This is a genomic window from Opitutus sp. GAS368 (assembly GCF_900104925.1).
GTDB lineage: Bacteria > Verrucomicrobiota > Verrucomicrobiia > Opitutales > Opitutaceae > Lacunisphaera.
Map to the genome: position 1 here is coordinate 3,677,642 of NZ_LT629735.1, position 22,388 is coordinate 3,700,029.

Sequence of the window (22,388 nt, forward strand, 5' to 3'; positions counted from 1 at the left end):
ATGCGCGCCGATCCCGCCACTCCATCCCTGCTGAACGGCAAAAGGTTTGAACTCCTGTCTCCGGGGACCAAGCCGGAGGACAGCTGGCTGCAGATGGCCGCCCAAACGGGAGCCGTGGAAGTCTTGGGGGGATTGCAAACCTCGGCCGAAGGGCTGACCTGGACCGCTGCGTGCGAACGGCTGGAACGTTTCGGGCCGAATGTCGCCGTGCCGCGCCGGATCGCGCCATGGTATGCCGTCCTCTGGCATTCGTTTCGCAATCCCTTCAACTATATCCTCGTTTTCCTGGGGGTGGTCTCCTACCTCACCGACGACCTCGTGGGGGGCGTGGTCATGTCGATCATGGTCGCGGTCGCGACCACCCTGCGCTTCTGGCAGGAATTCAGATCCCAGGTGAAGGCCGAGTCCCTCCGCCGGATGGTGCGCAACCAGGCCACGGTCTATCGGACGGGAAACGACGGCGTCGAGCGCGCGCCGCACTCGCTCGATCATCGGGCCTCGGAGATCCTGATGGAGGACCTCGCCCCGGGGGATATCGTCCGGCTTTCCGCCGGAGACATGATTCCGGCCGACGTGCGCCTGCTGGAGTCGCGCGACCTGTTTGTCAGCCAGTCGGCGCTGACCGGCGAAGCCATGCCGGTGGAGAAGGATGCCCGCGCGAGTGCCAGGGAAGGCCGGTCCTCCGTCCAGGAAGCGCCCAACCTTTGCTTCATGGGCAGCAGCGTGGTGAGCGGAACGGCCAGGGCGGTCGTGCTCGCCACCGGGCCGCAGACCCAGATGGGCGCCCTGGCCGCCCATCTGGTGCTGCAACGTCCGATGACTTCGTTCGACCGCGGCGTGAACCAGGTGAGCTGGCTGCTGATCAAGTTCATGCTGGTGATGGTGCCGGTGGTGTTTCTGCTCAACGGCCTGACCAAGGGCAACTGGCTCGAGGCGTTCTTCTTCGGGGTCGCGGTGGCCGTGGGGCTGACCCCGGAGATGCTGCCGATGATCGTGAACACCAACCTCGCGCGGGGCGCGGCGGCGATGGCGAAGGAGAAGGTCGTGGTGAAGCACATCAACTCCATCCAGAACTTCGGCGCCATGGATGTCCTCTGCACCGACAAGACCGGGACCCTGACCCAGGACCGGGTGGTTCTGATCAGGCACCTCGATATCCACGGGCAGGAAAACGACCGGGTGCTGGAGCGGGCCTATCTCAACAGCTTCTTCCAGTCGGGCCTCAAGAACCTGATTGACCGCGCCGTGATCAAGCACGCCCACACGGACCATGCGCTGCGGGAAGCGGCGAATTCCTACACCAAGATCGACGAGCTGCCCTTTGATTTCTCCCGCCGACGCATGTCCGTCGTGCTCCGGCCGGCCGGCGGCGGCCCGCCGCTGCTGGTCTGCAAGGGCGCCGTGGACGAAATGCTCGATATCTGCACGAAGGTGGACGACGAGGGGACCATCGCCCCTCTCGACGACCAGCTGCGGAAGCGGCTCCACCAGTTGCGGGACGAAAACAACCAGGATGGTTTGCGCCTGGTGGGCGTGGCCTACAAGGCGATCGAGAAAGCCGCCGGGGAGTTTTCCGTGACGGACGAGCAAGGCCTCATTTTTTCGGGATTCATCGCCTTTCTCGATCCGCCGAAGGAGAGCACCGCCGAGGCGTTGCGCCTCCTGCACCAGCACGGGGTGGCGGTGAAAATCCTCACGGGCGACAACGCCCTGGTGGCCCGCAAAGTCTGCCGGGACGTGGGCCTGGAGGTCTCCGAGGTGATGTTGGGCAGCGAAATGGAGCGGCTGGAGGACGATGCGCTGCGCGAGAAGGTGGAAATGGTCACGGTCTTCGCCAAGCTGACCCCGGCGCAAAAGGCGCGGGTCATCAAGGCGCTCAAGGCCAACGGGCACACGGTCGGCTTCCTGGGCGACGGCATCAATGATGCGATGGCCCTGCGCGAAGCCGACGTGGGGATCTCGGTCGATTCCGCCGTGGACATCGCCAAGGAGGCGGCGGACATCATTCTCCTGGAAAAGAGCCTGCTGGTCTTGGAACGCGGGGTGGTGTGGGGCCGGCGCACCTTCGGCAACATCGTCAAATACATCAACATGACGGCCAGTTCCAACTTCGGGAACATGTTCAGCGTGCTGGCGGCCAGCGCCTTCCTGCCGTTCCTGCCGATGCTGGCGGTGCAGATCCTGATCAACAACCTGCTCTACGATATCTCGCAGATTTCCCTGCCTTGGGACCGCATGGACGAGGACTGGCTGAAAAAACCGCGCCAATGGGGCATCGGCAGCCTCGCGCGTTTCATGGTCCTGATCGGGCCGATCTCCTCGATCTTCGACATCACGACCTTCCTCGGGATGTGGTTCATTTTCGGGGCCAACTCGATGGAGCCGCACAGTCAGAGTCTCTTTCAAACCGCTTGGTTCGTGGAAAGCCTGCTCACGCAGACCCTGATCGTGCACATGATCCGCACGGAAAAGATCCCGTTCGTGCAAAGCACCGCGGCCACCCCGGTGCTGCTCCTCACCGGCGCCGTCATGGCCATCGGCTGTGCCATACCCTTCACGCCACTGGGCCGCGGGACTGGCATGACGCCGCTGCCCCCAGGCTTCTGGCCATTCCTGGCCCTCACGCTTCTCGCCTACTGCGGCTTGACCCAGTTTCTCAAGCAACTCTACATCCGCAAGTTCAAGGAATGGTTATGAAAAAATACCGACTGCTACCGATTTTCTTTTGTCTCGCGTTCCTGCGCCTGACCCCGGCCGCCCGCGCCGAACCGGCCGCCCCGGCGACCTCGGACTGGAGCCTGCATACCCAGGTGACCAGCGTCGAGCAGTGGCACTACAGTTTTCCGTCCGCCTATGAGGGCGTCAACAGCCTGACGCATGCATACGAAGCCGAGCGCACCTTTTCCTTCTCCCTCTATCTGGACCGGAAACTTTGGCCGGGCGCGGAACTGGTCTACAACCCGGAGATTTTCCAGGGGCACGGCTTGAGCCAGACGTTCGGCGCCGGCGGCTTCCCCAACGGCGAAGCCGTCAAGTCGGGTTTCCCCAACCTGCACTACAACACCTCGCGGCTTTTCCTGCGTCAGGTCTTCGGCCTGGGTGGGGAAAAGGAAGCGGTGGAGGACGACCTCAACCAGATCGCGGGCAAAATCGACGTCAACCGGATCACCGTGTCGGTCGGAAAATTCTCCGCCAACGACTTTTTCGACGACAACCGCTACAGCCACGATCCGCGGACGCAGTTCATGAACTGGGCGCTCTGGGAAAGCGCCGCCTGGGACTATCCCGCCGACGTCGTGGGTTTCACCGCCGGGGCGGTCGTCGAATGGAACACCGCGAACACGACACTCCGCTACGGGCTCCTGATGGAGCCGGCCGTCGCCAACGGTGACCAGCTCGATCCCCACATCGGCCGCGCCTACGGCCAGATCTTGCAGTTCGACTACCGCTACGAATGGAACGGCCGCCATGGCACGGTGCGGCCTTTTGTCTATTGGAACCAGGCGCACATGGGCCTGTATCGGGCCGCGGCGGCCCAGCAGTATCCCGAGGACATTGTCCCAACCCGCGCCTACCGTTCAAAGGAGGGGGCGGGGATCAGCTGGGACCAGGAGTTGAGCGACGACGTGGGTGCTTTCGCCCGCCTGAGCTGGAATGACGGTCGGACGGAGAGTTTCGCCTTTGCCGAGATCGACCGCTCCCTGGCGGCGGGCTTGAGTGCGAAAGGGCGCCGGTGGAGCCGCCCGGACGACGTTTTGGGCGCGGCTGTTTTCGTCAACGGCCTGACCTCCGATCACCGGCACTATCTCGCACAGGGAGGCACCGGACTACTCCTGGGCGATGGGGGCCTTTCGTATGCCGCGGAGGAGGGGGTCGAGCTCTACTACGCCTTCCAATACCGGAAGTGGCTGCAGATTTCTCCCGATTACCAGTGGATCAAGAATCCCGGCTACAATTCGGCACGCGGCCCGGTCTCCATCTTCGCCGTCCGCGCCCATCTGCAACTCTAACCGGCCCCCTTCGTCCAGGCGGCGGTCATTGGCCGAGTCCGCCTCTATGGCCACTACGTCTGGCTAGACGTTTACGGTTAACCGCTCAGGCCCCAGCCGGACTCATGCAGTTGAACTAAAATCCCCCGAAGAGAGATGGACTGAAAGGTGGAACCCGGCCTCCGGACGGGTTGCTTCGGCGCACGGTATAGAAAACCGGTCCGGAGGCCCGGTTCCACCTGCTCTGACTGCATGAGTCCGGCCCAGGCGTGATTCGTTTTCGACGATTGTTCGGCCTTCGACATCGGGTTTTGCTTATCCTCGTCCCTTTTATATCCGCTCAATGAGAATTTTCCCGGCTTGTTCAAAACCCAAAGTCATGCTTTTCCCTGATTTCAAGCGCACGGTGACGATCCCCGCCGCTTCCGTCCGCGCGGTGACAGTCAGCAACGCGTCAGGCACCAGTCGTTGACGGTCGGCGAACTGGAGAAATTCCGCACTTTGGTCGGTGATGCGCACCAGGCGCAGGGGGGCCTGCACCGCACAGGTGGCCAGCGTGCCATAAGCCCGGGTGTCGAGTTTGCCCTGCGCACTGGGAATCGGGTCGCCATGAGGGTCGACCTTGGGATGCCCCAGCAAGGCATCGATTCGTTCCAAGACGCGTTCCGACAGGGCGTGCTCCAGCCGCTCGGCTTCGACATGCACCTCGGTCCAATCCATCTTCAAGGTCGTGACGAGAAAGGTTTCCACCAACCGGTGCTTGCGGAGCACGTTAAGCGCGAGCTTCCGTCCCTTGCTCGTCAGACGCACCCCCTGGTGCGGATGGTGTTCGACCAATTCCTGCCCGGCGAGTGACTTCACCATGGTGGTCACGGTGCCCGGCACGACGTGCAAGCCTTCGGCGATCCCGCCCATCGGCACCAACTCGTCGCCATCCTTGGCGAGCAGGAGAATCTGTTTCAGGTAATCCTCGACCGTGCTGGTGGGCATGAGGGAGCGAGCCAACGTCGCAACCTCATTTGAGGCAACCACAATAATATTTTGACTATTCAAAATATAACTTTGTGCTCTTCGCTAATGTTATTTTCAAGATGGCGAATGTTTACCGGGCGACCCGGCGGAGAGCGGGGCCGGGCGGGCGGGGCGCGTTTGCCGGCCGCTGAATGGATTCGACCCAAGGCCGTCATTCTCGCCGCCATCGCCATTCAAATTATAGCGTCTTCCAGCGATGGCGCCGAGAGCGCTCGTCTCCAACTTGCTACCGTCAGTGTCACGGCCGATCTTGATGCTTCTCGCGAAGAGATCGCGCCCGGCTTGGGGGCGGTGAGCTATTCAATCGGTGCGGCCCAGATACAGTTGATGGGTCAGGGCGAGAACTCCCCCTTTCAGCAAGTGCTGCTGCAGGTGCCGGGTATGGTGCAGGACGAATTCGGGGAAGTGCATCTCCGTGGCGACCATGGCGACCTGCAATATCGCATCAACGGCGTGCTCCTGCCGGAAGGACTCAACGGCTTCGGCCAGGAGATTGACACCCGAATGATCCAGGCGGTGACAGTTATGACGGGCACTTTGCCGGCGCAGTTCGGCGACCGCACGGCTGGCATTATCGATGTTACCGCAAAGACGGGCTCTCAGCTCCACGGGGGGGAACTTTCGCTTTACGCTGGCGGGTACGCCACCCGGCAGTCGTCCCTGCAACTGGGCGGCACTCACGGAAAACTGGAGTATTTCATCATTGTCTCCGACAAACACGACAATCTCGGCATCGACAATACGACCTCGAGCGCCAACCCGCTTCATGATGTCACCAACCAGGAAAAAACCTTTGGCTACTTTTCCTACCGGCTCGACGAAACCAGCCGCCTGACCCTGCTGACGTGGGCTTCGTATGCCGATTTTCAGATTCCGGACACTCCGGGACTTTTGCCCAACTATCAGTTGGCAGGGAATCCCGCAGCCAATTCGTCAACGGTCAACGAGAACCAAAACGAACAAAATTACTATGGCGTGATTTCATACCAGAAGTCCACTAGGGCCGCTTCGCTCCAGGTGTCCGCGTTTGCCCGTTACACCGACTTGGAGTTCCGTCCGGATTCGGAGCAGGATTTGCTTTTCGGAGGAGTCGCGGGTCGGATCGGAAACAGCTCTTTCATCTACGGCTTGCAGGCGGATGCTTCCTTTTTCCTGAGCGACCGGCATACCCTGCGGGGTGGCCTGCTCGCGACCTACGAAGACGAGAAGCTGAATACCGACACCACGGTGTTCCCGGTTGACTCACTTGGAAATCAGACGACCGACGAGCCGGTGCGAATCATCGACAACAGTGGCAATCGCGGCCCCGGCGTCGGCCTCTATCTGCAGGATGAATGGCGGTTGAGTGACCGGCTCACCTTGAACTATGGCGTCCGCTACGATCTGTTCGGCGGCCCGTTCGATCGGGAAAGCCAGCTCAGCCCCAGGGTGAACTTTGTCTGGCGGATTGACGACACAACCTCCGTCCATGCGGGCTATGCCCGCTATTTCGTGCCGCCTACCCTGCAATATGTCCCGCCGGCGGGTGGCAAGAAATTCGACGGCACCACCAACGCCCCGTTGAACGGACAGGACGACCCGCAGAAAGTTGAACGGGACCATTATTTCGACGCCGGGCTCTCGCGGCAGATCACACCCGCCTGGCAGGTCACGGTGGACTCATTCTTCAAATGGGCCAAAAACCTGATCGATGTCGGCCAGTTTGGCAAAGCCGTTATCCTCGACGATTTCAATTATACCAAGGCGACCATTTACGGACTCGAGATTAGCAGCACCTATAACCAGGGGCCGTTTACCGCCTATGGAAATTTTTCATTTGTCCAGACTTCCGCGCAGAACATCAATTCCGTTCAGTTCCAATTTCCGGGCGATCAGCTGGCTTATGTCGCGGTTCACTCCATCCAACTGGATCACCAAGGACGCTTCACCGGGTCAGGAGGGGTTGCGTGTAGGGTAGCCGCGAACACCCACCTTTACGCAGATTTTCTTTATGGGAACGGACTGAGGGCAGGATTTGCGAATCTCGGGAAATTACCCGCCTACACCACGGTAAGTGTGGGTGTGGAGCAAGTTTTCCATTTGCGCTCAGGTCGCATCAAGGAGCTGAAGCTGCGCTTCGATGGCCTGAATATCTTCGACCAGGTCTACGAATTGCGCAACGGCTCGGGCCTTGGCATTGCCGCTCCGGCCTACGGTCCGCGCCGAGCCTTTTACGCCGGCCTGTCGGTCGGGTTCTAGTTTGATCTGAAGGTGGCTCGAAGGGTGAAGCCCGAAACCCGAAAGGGCATAGGGACCTGTTAAGGCGGACACCAAAACGAACACCAAATGGTTCAAATAAGTGGTTCTGGAGTAGGTTTGGTTTATGCTTGGTTAGCCCTAGAGAGCTGCCATTTTCAGCGCGTAATCAGACGATAACCGCCGGTCCAGTCGCGGTTCCGCACGGTGGGGCGGCTCAGCCGCCTTTTCCGCTCCCGGTGCTTTCCATCCAGCGCACCGCCTCCCGGATCAGCTCGTGGAGATTGGCCAGGCCCAGCGTTTCCTTGATGCTGGCGCAATGGGCCTGGACGGTCTTGACGCTGATCTTCAATTCCTGGGCGATGCGCTTCGTCTCGTGGCCGAGCCCGAGCAGCCGGAAAACCTCCAGTTCGCGGTCGCTGAGCCGGGCGGTGAGTGAGGGATCGGCGGGCGCCCGGCTGCCGACGTATTTCCGGGCCAGCTCGGCGGCCAGGCCGTTGCTGACGTAAAGCTTCCCCTGCAGGATGTGGCGGATGGCCACGATGACCTTGTCCGTCGTTTCCTGTTTCATCACATAACCCATGGCACCGGCCCGCAGCGCCCGTTCCGCATAGAAGGCCTCGTCGTGCATCGAAAGCACCAGGATGCGCGGGGCCGGCGACAGCGTCTGCAGGCGCTTGATCAGCTCCAGGCCGGACTCGCCCGGCAACGAGATGTCGATCACGACGACATCAACCGGCTCGCGCGACATCACGGCGAAGGCCGCGGCACTGTCGCCGGCCTGGCCACGGACGCAGAGGTCGGGCTGGCGGCCGATCAGGGTCACGAGGGACTCCCGGACCAGCGGATGGTCGTCCACCACGAACACGCGGAACCGTTCGTCCGTCGCCGCCGGATTCAAGGCCGTTTCATTCATGGGAGGGGCAGGCTGCATTGGACGATGGTGCCACCGGCCGGGGCGCGCTCGATGGCGAAGGTGGCCCCGATCATTTCGGCGCGGTGCGCCATGATCCGCAATCCCAGTCCCCCGGACCGCTGGGCGGCCGGCGGCAGGCCGGAGCCGTCGTCCCGCACCATCAGGGTGAGGCGGTGATCCCGGTTGTGCAGCCGCACCTCAACGCGCTTGGCCCCGCCGTGGCGGACGGCGTTGCGGACCGCCTCCTGCGCGATGCGCAGCAAGTGGCTGGCCACCCCGTTTCCGGGCGGGAGGGGCACGGTCGGTTCCTCCGTGATGAAAATGCACGCCACTCGAAATTGCGCGGTGGTCACGGCGCAAAACTCGGCCAAGGCCGGGGGCAGACCCTCGGGGTCGATGTCGGCGAGCAACAATCCCTTGGCCATGTGCCGGGTCTGGGCGATCGCGGTCTTGACCAGATCGACCACCCGGAAGGCGTCGGGGGTTTCCTCGGCCGCGCGTTCCTGCAGCCGTTCCGCCAGCAACTGGCCCGTGATGGCGGTGCCGGTGAGATGCTGGCCGAGTCCGTCATGCAGATCATGGCCGATGCTCCGCCGTTCCCGTTCGCTGATTTCCAGGATGCTTTTCTCCAGGCGTTCCCGCTCGGCGATTTCGCCGGCCAGGGCGGCGGTGCGTTGTTCGACCCGCCGTTCCAGTTCGTGCTGCAGGTGGAGCAGGCTGGAAAGCAGCCAGACCAGCACGAGGTAGATGATCAGGGCGATGGCCGCGTTCCACGCCGGCACGACGAGGGAGGGGAAACTCGCCCCGGCGGCGATGTCCCCGCCCAGCGAGATGGCCACACAGGCCACGGAGACACCGAGGCCGAACCCCGGGCCGCGCGCGACCACGGCGAGTGCCACGGGCAGAAAATAGAACACCTGCATCGACAGATCCGTGCCCTGCCTGAAATCGGCGAGCCCGATCAAGGCCACCAGGACACCGGTCGCGAGGGTGAGCTGCCGCCGCAACCGGGGATCAGCCCGGGAAGCCAGGAGCCCTATCGCCCATTCGGACCGGCTAAAAAAGGCGGGGCGTTTCATCGGGAAATTCGCGGACCTCGCGCGGGTGGCGGTGCTCATGGTCGAGAACGGCCGGCCGGCGGGGGACTGGGCGTGGGGTCGTCGTAGGCCCGGATTTGAATGCGAATCGTGTGCTCTGGCAACACATCCAGTGGCACGGAAAAGGTGGAGTGACCGAGGCTGCGATAGCCATGCAGGGCGGTCAGGCCGCACAGGACCAAGCCCGCGAGGGATGTTGGCAGCGCCCCGCGCGTTCCGCGGCTAGCAGCGGGCTCGCCATCGGTCCTCGCGGCGGCCGCGGGGTCCGTTGGCGCCGGCTCCGGGCCGGCGCGGAAACGTTCCAGGATTCCGTCGATCAGGGCGTAGCGGTGGCGGTAGTGCGCGCGCTTCTGTGGCGGGATGTCGTGAAAGTTCCGGGGGGAGGGCTGCAGCGGAAGGACAAAGAAGCCGTCGCTGCGCCGGTGGCCGCCGGCTTCCTCCCAGAAAGAGTCATAAGTTATCGGGAAGCGCCGGGTGTGGTTCAACCAGTAGTCCATGTCCCGGGAAGTGTGGATCCGGTTGCCTGCACCGAGCAGCACCGGCACGTTCCAACTCCGTGCCAGCTCCTGCAGCAGCAGCAGCAGCAGGACCTTGGGCCGCAGTCCGAACAACGCCTTGGCGGTGTCCTTGATGATGTCCTTGTCGGCGCCGGGCGGGAGCCCGGACACGGCGCCGATGATCAGGCAGGGCGCGCCGGTCGTGCTCGCCGCCACCACAAACGTCATGCTGGCGATCCGGCAGCCGTATCTGGTCGATTCGAGATCCAGCGTGGTTTCGCCTTCCTTCCGGAACTTGCCGTCGAAGCGTAGGATGACCGCAAGGTGATCGCCATTCCTCGCGGGAAAAGCCAGCCACCGCAGCCCTTCGCGGCTGACGACCTGCCGGAAGGCCGGTGGCGGCAGCCGCCGGGCGAGAAAATCATAATGATGCATCATGGCTGCCACCTTCATGCGGCCGGGCCAGTGGGTGGAGACATACGGCCGGATCGGCTTCCGGTAGAGGCTGGGGTTGGCCGCCGCCAGCGGAGCCATCCGCTCGGTGGCCAGATACTCCAGCCACCGGCGGGAATGCGGGTGGTTCCGCAGAAGCCGGAAAACGAAGAGCAGCCGTTGCCCGCGATGAGCCCAGGTGGGCTCGGGATAAACCGTGCGTGCCACGCGGAAAAGGGAGCGCAGGTAAGGCGGCGTCATGGCAATCTGATTGCGAATGCTGGCTTGAAGCCCCGGGAGCAGAACGGCAACTGCGTTATTCCGTCCGACGCTCGAAATACGGGTAGAGCGCCGGCAACAGGAAAAGGGTCAGCGCCGTCGCCGTCACCAACCCGCCGACGATCACCACGGCGAAGGGGCGGGAGGTTTCCGCGCCGACGGCGTGCGACAGCGCGGCCGGCAGGAGCCCGAGCGAGGCCATCGCGGCGGTCATGACGACGGGCCGCATGCGTGAGGCGGCCCCTTCGCGCACCGCGTCATCCATCGGGCGGCCCTCCCGGCGCAGCTCGCGGATGCGCTCCACGAGCAGCACGGCGTTCTGCACCGAGACGCCGAACAGGGCGATGAAGCCCACGAGCGCGGAAACCGAGAGCGTCAGGCCCGCCAGCGGCAGCGCCACGATGCCGCCGATGGCGGCGAACGGCACCACGCTCAGGATCAACGCGGCCAGCCAGCCCGAGTCGAACGCGGTGAACAGCAGGAAGAAAATGGCGGCGAGGGTGAAGGGGACGATCACCAGCAGGCGCTTTTGCGCCCGTTGCTGGTTCTCGAACGAACCGGTCCACTCCATCCGGTAACCCGGGGGCAGCTGCACCGTCGCGTCGACCTTGCGTAGGGCCTCGGCCACCAGCGAGCCGAGGTCGCGGTCCCGCTGGGAATATTTCACCGCGATCCGCCGCGCGTTTTCCTCGCGGTAGATGCGGGCGAAGCCCGGCCGCACGTCCACGGTCGTCAGCGCCTCGAGCGTCAGCCGCTCGCCGTTGGCGCCGAAGACCGGGATCTTGCGGATCGAGTCGAGGTCGAGCACGGCGCGGGGCGCGAGCTTGACCACGAGGTCGAAGGTCCGCTCGCCTTCCAGCACCTGCGTGGCCACGCTGCCGCCGAGGGCCGTCTCCACCACCGACTGCACGTCGGACACGGTGAGTCCCGCCCGGGCGATGGCCGCGCGGTCCACCACGATCTGCACCTGCGGCTGCCCGAGCAGCTCCTCGGTGCCGACATCGGTCGCGCCGGGCACGGTCTTGATCAGGCCGGCGATCTGGTCGGCCGCGGCCTGCAGTTTCTCGGGATCCTCGCCGTAGATCTTGACGCTCAGCTCGGCCTTGATGCCGGAAATGGCCTCGTTGACGTTGTCCTCGATGTATTGGCTGAACTGGGTCTCGATCCCGGGGATTTCGGCCAGCCGGCGGTCCATGGCATGGATCAATCCGTCCCGGTCGGCGGCGGTGGTCCACTCCTCCCGGGGCTTGAGGTTGACGCTGAACTCGGCGACATCGAAGCCGTTGACGTCCGTGCCGTCGTCGGGCCGGCCGAGCTGGCTGATGACGGTCTTCACCTCGGGAAACGACGCCATCAGCCCCCGGGCCTGGCGGGTGATGCGCGCCGCCTCGCTCGGCGAGATCGACTGCGGCATGAAGATCCGCACCCACAGCGAGCCTTCGTCCAGCTTGGGCAGGAATTCGGACCCGAGGAAGAACAGCAGCGCGCCGGCCCCGGCCAGGGCCGCCAGCGCGAGCACCAGCAGCAGGCGCTTGGCGGCCAGCGCGCGTTCCAGCAGCGGGAGGTAGAGGGCGCGCAGCCGGTGCACCAACCACGATTCGTGCTCCGTGCCACCGGCATGGCGCAGGACAAGGCTGGCCAGCACGGGCACGGCCGTGAGCGCCAGCAGGGTGCCGGCGATGAGCGCAAAGGTGAGCGTCAGCGCCATCGGCTGGAAGATCTTCCCCTCCACCCGCTGGAGGGTGTAGAGCGGGATGAAGGCCGTGAGCAGGATCGCCTTGGAAAAGAGGATCGGCCGGCCCATCTGGCCGCCGCCCTGAATGATGAGCTCCGTGAGCTTCGGCTTCCGGTCGCGGGCCTCGGCCCGCAGCCGCAGGATGTTCTCGATGATGACGACGGCGGAATCGACGATGATGCCGAAATCGATCGCGCCCATCGAGATCAGGTTGGCCGGGATGCCGCGCAGGTCCAGCAGCAGGAACGCCCCGAGCAGCGCCAGCGGCACGACCGCGGCCACCACCAGCGCGGAGCGGACATGCCCCAGCCCGAGGAAAAGCACCAGCACGCCCAGGACCAGCGCGATGCCCTCGATCATGTTCCCGCGCACGTTGTGCAGCGTCCGGGCGATGAGCTCCGTGCGGTCATAGTGCGGCACCATGCGGACGCCGGACGGCAGGTAACGTGCGTTGATCTCGGCCACCTTCGCCCGGACGCGCTCGAGGACCTGCAGGGCGTTCTCGCCCTTGCGCAGCAGCACGATGCCCTGCACGATGTCGTCCTCGTCGGGTTGGCCCGGCGCCGCCTTGCCCACCCGGCCGAGACGGAGCTGGTTGCCGATGACGACGGAGCCGACGTCGCGGATGCGGATGGGCGTGCCGTTGCGGGTGTCGACCGCGATGCTGGCGATGTCATCGACGTTGCGCACGAAGCCGAGGCCGCGCACGACATACATCTCGGCGCCGTGCTCGATGTAGGAGCCGCCGGCGTTGCGGTTGCCGTTGCTGAGGGCGGTGAAGACCTGCGCCAGCGAGATCCCGTAGGACTTGAGTTTCGCCGGCTCGATGAGCACCTGGTATTGCTTGGTCGGGCCGCCGAAGCCGACAATGTCCACCACGCCGGGCACGGTGCGCAGCTGTCGCTCCACGACCCAGTCCTGCAGCGCCTTCAACTCGACCAGCGGATAGCCGGCGGGCGCCTGGAGCGAATAGCGGTAGATTTCGCCGACGGGCGTGGCGTCGGGCGAGAGGCTCGCCTGGGCGCCGGCGGGCAGGTTGACGGCGGCAAGGTGCTGGAAGGCCTGGTTCCGCACATAGTCGGTCTGGGCGTCATCCTCGAACACGAGCGTGATCTGGGAGAGGCCGAAGAGGGAGACCGAGCGCATCGAGACCCGCTTCGGGATGCCGTTCATCTCGTTCTCCAGCGGGATGGTGACGAGGCGCTCGACCTCCTCGGCGGCGTGACCGGGAAAGAGCGTGATGATCTGCACCGAGACGTTGGTGACGTCCGGGTAGGCCTCGATCGGCAGGTTCCGGTAGGCGTTGATGCCCGCGAAGACAAAAATCGCCAGCAGGGCCAGCACGATGGGCCGGTGGCGGAGCGCGTAGGCGATGAGGGCGCGGATCACGACTTGCCTCCGGCTTCGAGCAGCGCCTCGAGCAACAGGCCGCCCTCGATCAGCACCCGGTCATCCGCCTTCAGCCCGCGCAGCACGAGGATGCGTCCGCCCGACTCGGGACCGGGCTCGACCTCGCGCCGCTCGAAACTGCCGGGCGCCGTCTCGACGAACATGTAATGCTTCCCTTCCTTCGTGAAGACCGCGGTGTTGGCGATCGCGACGGCCGCGCCGCCCGTGTCCGGAGCGTCGATCTCGACGTCGACATACATCTCGGCCTTGAGCAGCAGCCCGGGGTTGTCCACCGCGCCGCGGGCCCGGACGGTGCGGGTGGCCGGGTCGAGCGACGGGCCGACGCTTTCGAGGCGGCCGTCGAACGTGCGCCCGGGAAACGCCCGGGTGCGAATGCGCAGCGCCTGGCCGGGTTGCAGCAGGTTCATGTCCATTTCCGTGATGTCCAGCAGCACCCAGAGCCGGCGCGGTTCGGAGATCACAAACTGGGGGACAAACAGCTGGGGCGCGTTGGCCAGCTGCATGTCGGCCCGGACCTCCTGGCCGGGATTGAGGTTTTTCTCGACCACCACGCCGGCCAGCGGCGTGCGCAGGGTGAACAGCCCGTCCACCGGACCCTCGGCCGGGGCGCCGTATTGGGCGAGCCGTGCCAGGGCGCGCTGCTGCTCCGATTGCGCCCCGGCCTGGGCGTTTTCCGCCGCCTCGAGATCCTTGCGCGGCGCGGCGCCGTGTTCGAACAAATCCTTGGTGCGCGTGAGGGTGCGCTCGGCCAGCAGCAGGTCGGCCGCGGCCTTGTGCGCGTCGGCCTGCGCCTGGCCGAAATCGGGCGAATCGAGCCGGGCGAGCGGTGCGCCCGCGGCCAGCCGGTCGCCGAGGGCGGCGTCGACCGACACCACCCGGCCCGCCACCGGCGTGTAGATCCGGACCGTGGCATCCTCGTCCCAGGTCAGCCGGCCGGTCACATGGTGGACTTCCCGGGCCTGCGGTTCCACGGCGGCGACCGTGAGCGTGGAGCGTTGCGGGGCGTTGGCCGGGAACGTCACGCGATCGCCCGCGACGGTGGGAGCGGCGATGTCCGCCAGGTCCGGCGCCTTGGCGCAGGCGGCCAGCAGGAGAATCGCGACGATCGGAACAAGACGGACAGGATGGGTGGTCATGGTGGGCCGGGGGTCAGGGGAGGGTGGGGCGATCGGCCGGGGGCTCGATCTGGTTGAGGGCGGCGGCGAGGACAAAGGCCGCGGTCGCCGCGTCGGCCTGCGCCCGGGCTGTCGCGATGCGGATGTCGTTGTCGTTCCGCTCGGCGGCCAGCAGCTCGACGAGCGCGGCGCCGCCTTTTTCGTAGGCATAGGCCACCGACTGGATGATGGCAGCCGACTTCGGCTGGAGTTCGTGCCGGTAGGCATCGGCGCGGGCGCGGGCTTCGTCGAAGGCCACCCGAGCGGCGGCGGCGTCCGCCGTGGCCTGCATGCGGACTTTTTCGAGCTGGGCCTGGGCGCCCTCGCGGGCGGCACGGGCGGCGAGGATGTTGCCGGTGTTGCGGTTCCAGATCGGCAGAGGAAACGAAAGGCCGAGGCCCGCGGTATTCGGCTGGTCGGGCGGCTGGTGCTCGTATTGCAGCGTGACCGTGAGGTCCGGAATGGGACCATGGCGCTGCAGGGTCAGATCCGCTTCGCTTTTGGCCAGGTTGGCCTCGGCCGCCACGACATCGGGCCTGGGCCCCGCCGGGGCCTGGACGTTCACCGCCGGGGCGGTGTCATCCAGGGCGTCGGAGAGCACGGTCTGCCCGCGGGGCTCGGCGACGCCGAGCAGTGTTTCCAGCGCGATCAGGGCGGCCTGGGCGCCGGCCCGGGTCGAGGCGGCGGACAGGTCCAGCTGGGCGGCCGCGATCTCGATCTGCGCCAGGTCGGTGGAGGCGATGTCACCCGCGTGATAGCGGGTCGCGGCGATTTCCGCCTCGCGACGCAACGAGGCCGCCGAAGCGGTGAGCACGCGCACCTCCTCGCGCGCCTCCCAGGCGGCGAGATAAAGCTGGGCGACCGACTGGAGCAGCAGGCGGCGGGCGTCATCGCGCAGGGCCTCCGCCGAGCGGGCCCCGGCCTCGGCCGAGACACGGCGGACGCCGCGTTTGCCGAGTTCGACCAGCTGGCTGAGGGAAAAGATCGAATCATAGCTCCGGCCCCAATAGCCCCGGCCCTCGGCGGTCGCGTTGCTGCGGCCGTCGGTGTTTATCTTGCTGACGGAATACCCGGCGACCGGGTTGGGGAACTCCCGGACGGCCCGCAGTTGGGCGAGGGCGGTGTCGGCCTGCGCCTGGGCGATGCGGAAGTCGGCATTGCTGCGCAGCGCGCGTTGCTGCGCCTGCGTCAGCGACAGGGTGTCAACCTGCCCGGCGTCCGCGGAGGCGGCACAGCGGCCCGCGGAAAGGAGAATGAGACAAGTGAAAAGCAGCCGGCGCATTGCCCATCATAACACCCTGTCTTTACAAAGGATATAAGGCCCGGGCTATTTCCGGACTAGGGCCACGCCCTAGCACCACTCCGTCAGGTATATGATGCCCCGGGCGACACACCCCGCCCTGCCGGGCACCCCTCTCCAGAGGGGACCCAAACCAACGCCGGCGATAATCCTCACTGGAGCGGGGCCTGTCGGCCATAGGCCCGGCGACGGCTGATGGCGCGGAGCGACGGAGTGTGTCTGAACCTGACGGAGTAGTGCTAGTCCAGGCGATCGTGCAAGAATCAGGGTCTCGCTTTCCCGGGCGCTTACTGTCGCCGAAGCACAGCGACGTAGAAGCCGTCCGTGTTGAGGGTGCCGGGTAGCAATGAAGTGCCGAGACCGTCGAAGGTGCCGCCGTGGTTTTGCACGGGTTTCTCGGCGGTGAAGTTCGGGTGAGCTTTGAGGAACGCGGCGGCGACGTCCTGGTTCTCGTGGTGACTCAGAGAACACGTGGCGTAGATCAACAGGCCGCCGGCTTTCACGCGGGGAGCGTTGGCCGTGAGTATCTCGAGCTGGGTCTGCGTGAAGGCGGTGATCGTCTCGGGCTTCACATACCACTTGAGGTGCGGCTGGCGGCGCCACGTGCCGGACCCGGAGCAGGGGGCGTCGACGAGGATGCCATCATATAGGTCGCCGGGTTTCTGGACGATGGTGATGTTGTCGAGCCGGGCGCGCTTGGCGCGGTCGTCGAGCTCGTCGAGGATCTCGACGCGGATGTCGGTGGCGTCCACGTGGCCGGCCGCGCCGAGCAGGCGAGCGAGCTGGAGCGTCTTGCCGCCGGCGCCGGCGCAGGCATCGAGCCAGCGGCCGCTCAGCGGCAGCGGGGCATGGGCGAGGACGAGCTGCGAGCCGAGGTCCTGGATCTCGACGAAGCCGCGGCGGTAGGCGTCGGACGCGGCGACCTCGGCGTTGGGCGGCAGACAGAGGGCGTCGGGGAAGCCGGCGGGCGACTCGAAGGTCCAGCCCTGCGCCTTGAATTCGTCGAGCACGAGGTTGCGATCGTTGGCCTGGATGCGCACCCAGACGTTGGCGCGGCTGTTGAGGGCGTCGAGGTGGGGGGACTGGAACGCCGCCGGACAATGTTCTTGAAACCAGGCGGGGAGGAGGTCCGTTGGCGGAGACCTGAAACCTGAGACCTGAGACCTGAGGATTTCAAACTTCGCGGCCAGGGTTTCGGGGACCACGGGCCAGTCGCCGGCGTGGGTGGCGCGATAGGCGGAAGTGGGTTTCAGTTCGGGCGCCAGCCAGGCCGTGACTTTGGCGGCCAGATTCTCTGTAGGGCCGGTGCTGGTCGCCGGGCCGGGATCGGTCCGCCGACCAGCGGCGACCCTACAGTCCGAGCCAAGATCCAGGAGAGGATCTATCCATGGGAAAAACCGCAGGTAGGTGTAGACGAGTTCGCGGTAGAGCTTGCGGTCGCGGGAGCCGATGGCGCGGTGGCGGGCGAAGAGTTCCTTGATGCGACGGGGCAGGGAACTGTCGCGCCGGACATGCGGGCGCAGCTGGGCGACGAACTCCAGGAACAGGCGCTGCTGGTTGGCGGCGATGTTGGGATTCATACGGGGAGCTTTACCACAACGGCACAACGCAAGGCACAGCAAGGAATCGTCGTGCCGTTGTGTCGTCGTGGTTAAAACTTCAACAACTCCACCTCGATGTTGAGGGCGAAGGAGCTGGTGCGGGTGTCGCCGCTGAACCAGGCGATTTCGTATTTGATCGCCCAGGTCTGGCCGAGGCGCTGCCAGATGCCGTATCTCTGTTCGTTGAAACGGTGGTTGCGCGCGTCGTAGCGCCAGAGGGCGGTGACATCGTAGATCTCGTTGAGCCGCTGGCGATATTGGAGGAAGTATTGCTCGTAGTTCTGGCGCAGGTAGTTGGTGGCGAGGCGGACCGACCACCACTCCTGGTCGTGAATCTCGAGGCCGGTGTTGAGTTCCTGCTGGCTGGTGGCGTGCGGATCGAAGCGGTGGAAAACCTCCCACTTCAGCCACGGGGCGGGGGTGAGGGCGAACTCGGTGTAGATGTCGGAGAGATTTTTCTGACCGGCCACGTTGTTGAGGCGGTAGTCGGCGGCGAAGTTGAGCGAAGCGAGGTTGCGCGAGCCGTAGGATGGGTCGCGGGTCTGGAAGGTGTTGTCGAGCGAGAGGCGGAAGGTGTTGAGCGCGCCGAGGTCGTCGAGATTGCGCGAATCCGCGATGGAGAGCGGCTGGAGGTAGGTCGAGAAGACGCGCGCATCGATCGGCGGGATGTAGGCCGTTCCCCTGGCCGCCTCGGGGGCGTAACGATAGGAGAGTTTTGGCTCGATGAGGTGGCGCAGGCCGTCGATCTCCCAGATCGGGTTCTTGTAGCCGAACGTGCCGCTGGCGAGGAGGTGCGCATCGAACCCGATCTCTCCGAGCGTGCGGGTGTAGGTGCTTTTGCCGCCGAGGGCGTCGGTGTAGTAGGTCACGCGGCCGCCGGCGACGGGGGTGAAGGTGAACCACGGCGTCGGCGTGTATGGGCGCTCGAGGCCGTAGTAGGCGTCGAGGCGGTTGGTGCGGAGCCCGGGCGAGGAGCCGAAGGCGTCGGCTTCAAGGACAGCGGCGCTGGCACTGCCGCGCTGGTAGAAGCCGAGCGGGACGGCCGACGGGAAGAGGTCGAAGCGCACTTCGGGCAGGCGTTCCGGCAGGTGCTCCCAGGAATTGGGGCGGACGCGGGTGAAGGCGCTGAGCGAGTAGTTGTCGCCGGTGTAGGCCGCCTCGAGGAATGAATCGGGCTGCTGCACGGTTTCAAATTCCCGGTAGCGGAAGTCGCGCAGAACCTCGGAGTCGCTCCAGTAGTTGAACTCGCCGTCGAGCGTGAAGTGATCGCCGGCTCGCTGGCGGTGTTCCCAAGTGACGTAGCTCCGGTCGCGCGGGACGGGCTGGCCGAGCACATCGGTTTTCCGGTCGCCGCTGTCGCTGATGTAGCCGGACCGGAAGAAGCCGTTGATGTCACTGTTGGCGGAGCCGTAGGTGCCGGACGGCCCGAGCAGGACACCGCGCGAGGAATAGAGACCGATGTCGGCGCCGGCCTGGAGGCCGGGGGCGACGGGCACGTGCAGCCCGAGCTCGGCAAAGAGGCCGAGGTTGCCGCGGTAGCCGAGGTGCGCGCTGATGAAGGACACGAAGTCCGTGTCGAGCGCCTGCTCGAAGTGCGGCAACGAGATGAAGTGGCCGCCGAGCAGGCCGAGGCTCAGGCCCTCGGCGCTGACGATCCGGCCGCGGGCGTAGGTGAGGTGTTCCGCCCGGATGGAGGGCGTGTAGCCGGCGTTCTCGCGGAAGAAGACGAGGGCGTTGGTGAAGACCAGGTTGTCGGGCGTGCCGGTGACGGTGTCACCGGAGATGTAGATGGGGAACTCGCCGATGCGGAGGTTGCGGACGTTGATCTCGCGGGTGGCAAGGTTGTAGGTGCCCTCGTCGGCCACGAGCCGGCGGCGGCCGGAGGTCAGCACGAAATGGCCGGTGGCGGTCGCGACGCCGGTGGTGCTGTTGTAGCGGATGGCGTCGGCGGTGAGGGTGGTGTCGCCGTTGACCATGCGGGCGTTGCCGGTGAGCAACGTTTCCTTGGTCACGTCATCGTAGACCGCATTCTTGTCGCTGCTGACGTGAAGCTGGTCCGGGACGGTTGGCTGGGCATGAGCGAGCCCGGCGAGCAGGCCCACGGTGCCGAGCAAAGCGGGAAGACGGCGGACGAAAGACATGATGCTTGAAGTGGCGGGCGGGGCGGACGGGTGCAATGAGATTTCGGTGGGGAATTCGGGTTAACCACGGAACACACGGAATACACGGAAAGGAGAAAAAGGCATTGGATTGAGTGTTCTGTGTATTCCGTGTGTTCCGTGGTGACCTCATGGATTGACTGCTGGTTTCGGCTAGACGCGGCAGACGAGGCCGGCACTGTAGAGGCACCCGCCGTGATCATACCTGCCAACGAGCTGAATGCGTTTCTCGGCAACCACCAGGCCAATCCCCACGGCTGGCTGGGGATGCACCCGCTGACGCACGAAGGCAAAACCGGCGTGGTGGTGCGGGCGTTCGTGCGCGCGGCGGTGAATTGTGCCGTGATCGAGCTGGACGCGCCCGGCACGCCGGCGCACGCGATGACGATGATCGCGCCGGAGGGATTCTTCGAGCTGTTCCTGCCCGGCCAGCAGGTTTTCCGCTATCAGCTGCGCTACACGACCTCGTGGGGCGACATCCATCAGGTCCACAACGCCTACTCGTTCCTGCCGTCCCTGTCGGAGCAGGACCTCTACCTCTTCAACGAGGGCAACGAGCACCGCATCTACGAAAAGCTCGGGGCGCACGAGCGGCTGATGGGCGACGTGCCGGGCGTGGCGTTCGCGGTGTGGGCACCGGCGGCCTCGCGCGTATCGCTGGTCGGCAACTTCAACGGCTGGGATGCGCGTTATCACCCGATGCGGCCGCTCGGCGGCTCGGGCGTGTGGGAGCTGTTCGTGCCCGGCGTGGGGCAGGGCGAGCTCTACAAGTTCGCCATCTGGGACCAGTCCGGCCACATGCGGCTGAAGACTGATCCCTACGGCACGTCCTTCGAGGCGCCGCCCAACAACGCCGCCATCGTCTGTGACACGACCAAATACCAGTGGGGGGACGCCGCGTGGATCGCGCGGCGCAAGACGTCGGCCGGGCAGCCCGACCGGCCGATGTCGATCTACGAACTGCACCTCGGCTCGTGGAAGCGGAACATGGCGGAGGCCAACCGGCCGTTCAACTACCGCGAGCTGGCGCCGCTGCTGGCGGACTACGTGAGCGACATGGGCTTCACGCACATCGAGGTGCTGCCCGTGACCGAGTTTCCGTTCACCGGTTCGTGGGGTTATCAGGTGACGGGCTTCTTCGCGCCGACCCACCGCTGGGGCACGCCGGCGGACTTCCAGTTCTTCGTGGACCATCTCCACCAGCGCGGCATCGGCCTCATCGTGGACTGGGTGCCGGCGCACTTCCCGCGCGACGCGTTCGCCCTGGCCCAGTTCGACGGCTCGCACCTCTACGAACACGCCGACCCGCGCCTCGGGGCGCACATGGACTGGGGCACGCTCATCTTCAACTACGGCCGGCACGAGGTGCGGTGCTTCCTCATCGCCAGCGCGCTGTCCTGGCTCGAGCGCTACCACATCGACGGCCTGCGGGTGGACGCGGTCGCCTCGATGCTCTACCTCGACTACTCGCGCAAGGCCGGGGAGTGGATCCCCAACCAATACGGCGGCCGCGAGAACATCGAGGCCATCAACTTCCTGCGGCAGGTGAACGACCTCGTGCACCACTACTATCCCGGCGCGGTCACGATCGCCGAGGAGTCCACGGCGTTCTCGATGGTCAGCCGGCCGACGAAGGACGGCGGCCTGGGCTTCGACTACAAGTGGAACATGGGCATGATGCACGACACGCTGGCCTATTTCCAAAAGGACCCGATCCACCGCAAGTGGTCGCACGACAAGCTGACCTTCGGGATGATCTACCAGTATTCGGAGAACTTCATCTCCGTCTACTCGCACGACGAGGTCGTGCACCTCAAGGCGTCGATGCTCGGCAAGATGGCGGCCGGCAGCATCGCGGAGAAGGCGGCCAACCTCCGCTCGCTCTACGGCTACATCTGGCTGTATCCCGGGAAGAAGCTGCTCTTCATGGGCAGCGAGTTCGGCCAGCTCGCGGAGTGGAACCACGACGCCAGCCTCGACTGGCACCTGCTGCAGCAGCCGGAGCACGAGGGGCTGCGCGCGCTGGTGCGCGACCTGAACAAGCTCTACACCGGCGACCCGGTGCTGAGCGCGAATGATTTCCGCCCGAGCGGGTTTCGCTGGGTGAACTGCAACGACGGCGACCACAGCGTCATCAGTTTCCTCCGCATGGACGAGGCGCAGAAGTGCGCCTATCTCGTCATGGGCAACTTCACGCCGATGACCCGCACCCGCTACACCGTCGGCGTGCCCTACGCCGGCTACTGGAAGGAAGTGCTGAACACGAACTCGACCTATTACGGCGGCACGGGCTTCGGCAACCACGGCGGCAAGCAGTCCTCGACGGCGATGGCCGACGGCTACGAGAACTCGCTGAGCCTGACGCTGCCCGGCCTGTCCACGCTGGTCTTCAAGTGGACGGCGAAAGGGTAGGGCGCGGACTCCGTTCCGCGCCGCGGCGGTGAAAACGCATTGAAGGTAGGTCGGGCTCTTTAGGCCCGACACGCCACACCCGATGTCGGGCCTAATACCAAACACCCAAAGCTTTTACACGAAGGCCGCAAAGAACGCAG

13 protein-coding genes are annotated in these 22,388 nt (G+C 65.3%); 4 read left to right on the top strand and 9 right to left on the bottom strand.

The window, feature by feature from the left end; all coding sequences use genetic code 11:
- Positions 1–2,697: a magnesium-translocating P-type ATPase gene (gene mgtA, locus BLU29_RS15645; RefSeq protein WP_231962250.1), complete on the top strand. Its 2,697-nt coding sequence runs from the start codon at positions 1–3 to the stop codon at positions 2,695–2,697.
- Positions 2,694–4,010, top strand: coding sequence for a carbohydrate porin (locus BLU29_RS15650; protein WP_157693933.1), 1,317 nt, complete (start codon positions 2,694–2,696; stop codon positions 4,008–4,010). The genes mgtA and BLU29_RS15650 overlap by 4 nt, the downstream gene beginning before the upstream one ends.
- 309 nt (positions 4,011–4,319) lie before the next feature.
- On the opposite strand, the gene BLU29_RS15655 is transcribed toward BLU29_RS15650, so the two are convergent.
- Positions 4,320–4,979 (bottom strand): metal-dependent transcriptional regulator, encoded by a 660-nt coding sequence (locus tag BLU29_RS15655; RefSeq protein WP_091059868.1) that lies wholly within the window; start codon positions 4,977–4,979, stop codon positions 4,320–4,322.
- Between the two features lie 108 nt (positions 4,980–5,087).
- On the opposite strand from BLU29_RS15655, the gene BLU29_RS15660 reads away from it, so the two are divergent.
- Positions 5,088–7,259 carry a TonB-dependent receptor gene (locus BLU29_RS15660; RefSeq protein ID WP_157693934.1) on the top strand — a complete coding sequence of 724 codons (2,172 nt, stop codon included), beginning with the start codon at positions 5,088–5,090 and terminating at the stop codon, positions 7,257–7,259.
- Between the two features lie 214 nt (positions 7,260–7,473).
- Here BLU29_RS15660 and BLU29_RS15665 read toward each other — a convergent pair whose 3' ends face one another.
- From BLU29_RS15665 to lptD, 8 genes are all read right to left on the bottom strand, one after another.
- The gene (locus BLU29_RS15665) at positions 7,474–8,172 is read right to left on the bottom strand and encodes a response regulator transcription factor (protein ID WP_091059872.1); all 699 of its coding nucleotides are present in this window, start codon (positions 8,170–8,172) and stop codon (positions 7,474–7,476) included.
- On the bottom strand, positions 8,169–9,179 hold the full coding sequence (locus tag BLU29_RS15670; RefSeq protein WP_172830284.1) for a sensor histidine kinase: 1,011 nt from the start codon (positions 9,177–9,179) through the stop codon (positions 8,169–8,171). Before BLU29_RS15670 ends, BLU29_RS15665 begins: the two co-directional genes overlap by 4 nt.
- A gap of 107 nt (positions 9,180–9,286) precedes the next feature.
- Positions 9,287–10,459 carry a DUF535 family protein gene (locus tag BLU29_RS15675; protein WP_091059876.1) on the bottom strand — a complete coding sequence of 391 codons (1,173 nt, stop codon included), beginning with the start codon at positions 10,457–10,459 and terminating at the stop codon, positions 9,287–9,289.
- Between the two features lie 55 nt (positions 10,460–10,514).
- Entirely contained in the window at positions 10,515–13,601 is a 3,087-nt protein-coding gene (locus BLU29_RS15680; protein WP_091059878.1) for a CusA/CzcA family heavy metal efflux RND transporter, read from the bottom strand.
- Positions 13,598–14,758 carry an efflux RND transporter periplasmic adaptor subunit gene (locus BLU29_RS15685; protein WP_091059881.1) on the bottom strand — a complete coding sequence of 387 codons (1,161 nt, stop codon included), beginning with the start codon at positions 14,756–14,758 and terminating at the stop codon, positions 13,598–13,600. Before BLU29_RS15685 ends, BLU29_RS15680 begins: the two co-directional genes overlap by 4 nt.
- Positions 14,759–14,771: 13 nt before the next feature.
- The gene (locus BLU29_RS15690) at positions 14,772–16,058 is read right to left on the bottom strand and encodes a TolC family protein (RefSeq protein WP_091059883.1); all 1,287 of its coding nucleotides are present in this window, start codon (positions 16,056–16,058) and stop codon (positions 14,772–14,774) included.
- A gap of 305 nt (positions 16,059–16,363) precedes the next feature.
- A complete protein-coding gene (locus BLU29_RS15695; protein WP_091059885.1) occupies positions 16,364–17,656 on the bottom strand; it encodes an RsmB/NOP family class I SAM-dependent RNA methyltransferase in 1,293 nt (430 codons plus the stop codon).
- Between the two features lie 71 nt (positions 17,657–17,727).
- Positions 17,728–19,818, bottom strand: a complete 2,091-nt coding sequence (lptD, locus tag BLU29_RS15700; RefSeq protein ID WP_091059887.1) for an LPS assembly protein LptD — start codon at positions 19,816–19,818, stop codon at positions 17,728–17,730.
- Between the two features lie 213 nt (positions 19,819–20,031).
- On the opposite strand from lptD, the gene glgB reads away from it, so the two are divergent.
- Entirely contained in the window at positions 20,032–22,248 is a 2,217-nt protein-coding gene (glgB, locus tag BLU29_RS15705) for a 1,4-alpha-glucan branching protein GlgB (RefSeq protein WP_197677733.1), read from the top strand.
- Positions 22,249–22,388 lie beyond the last annotated feature (140 nt).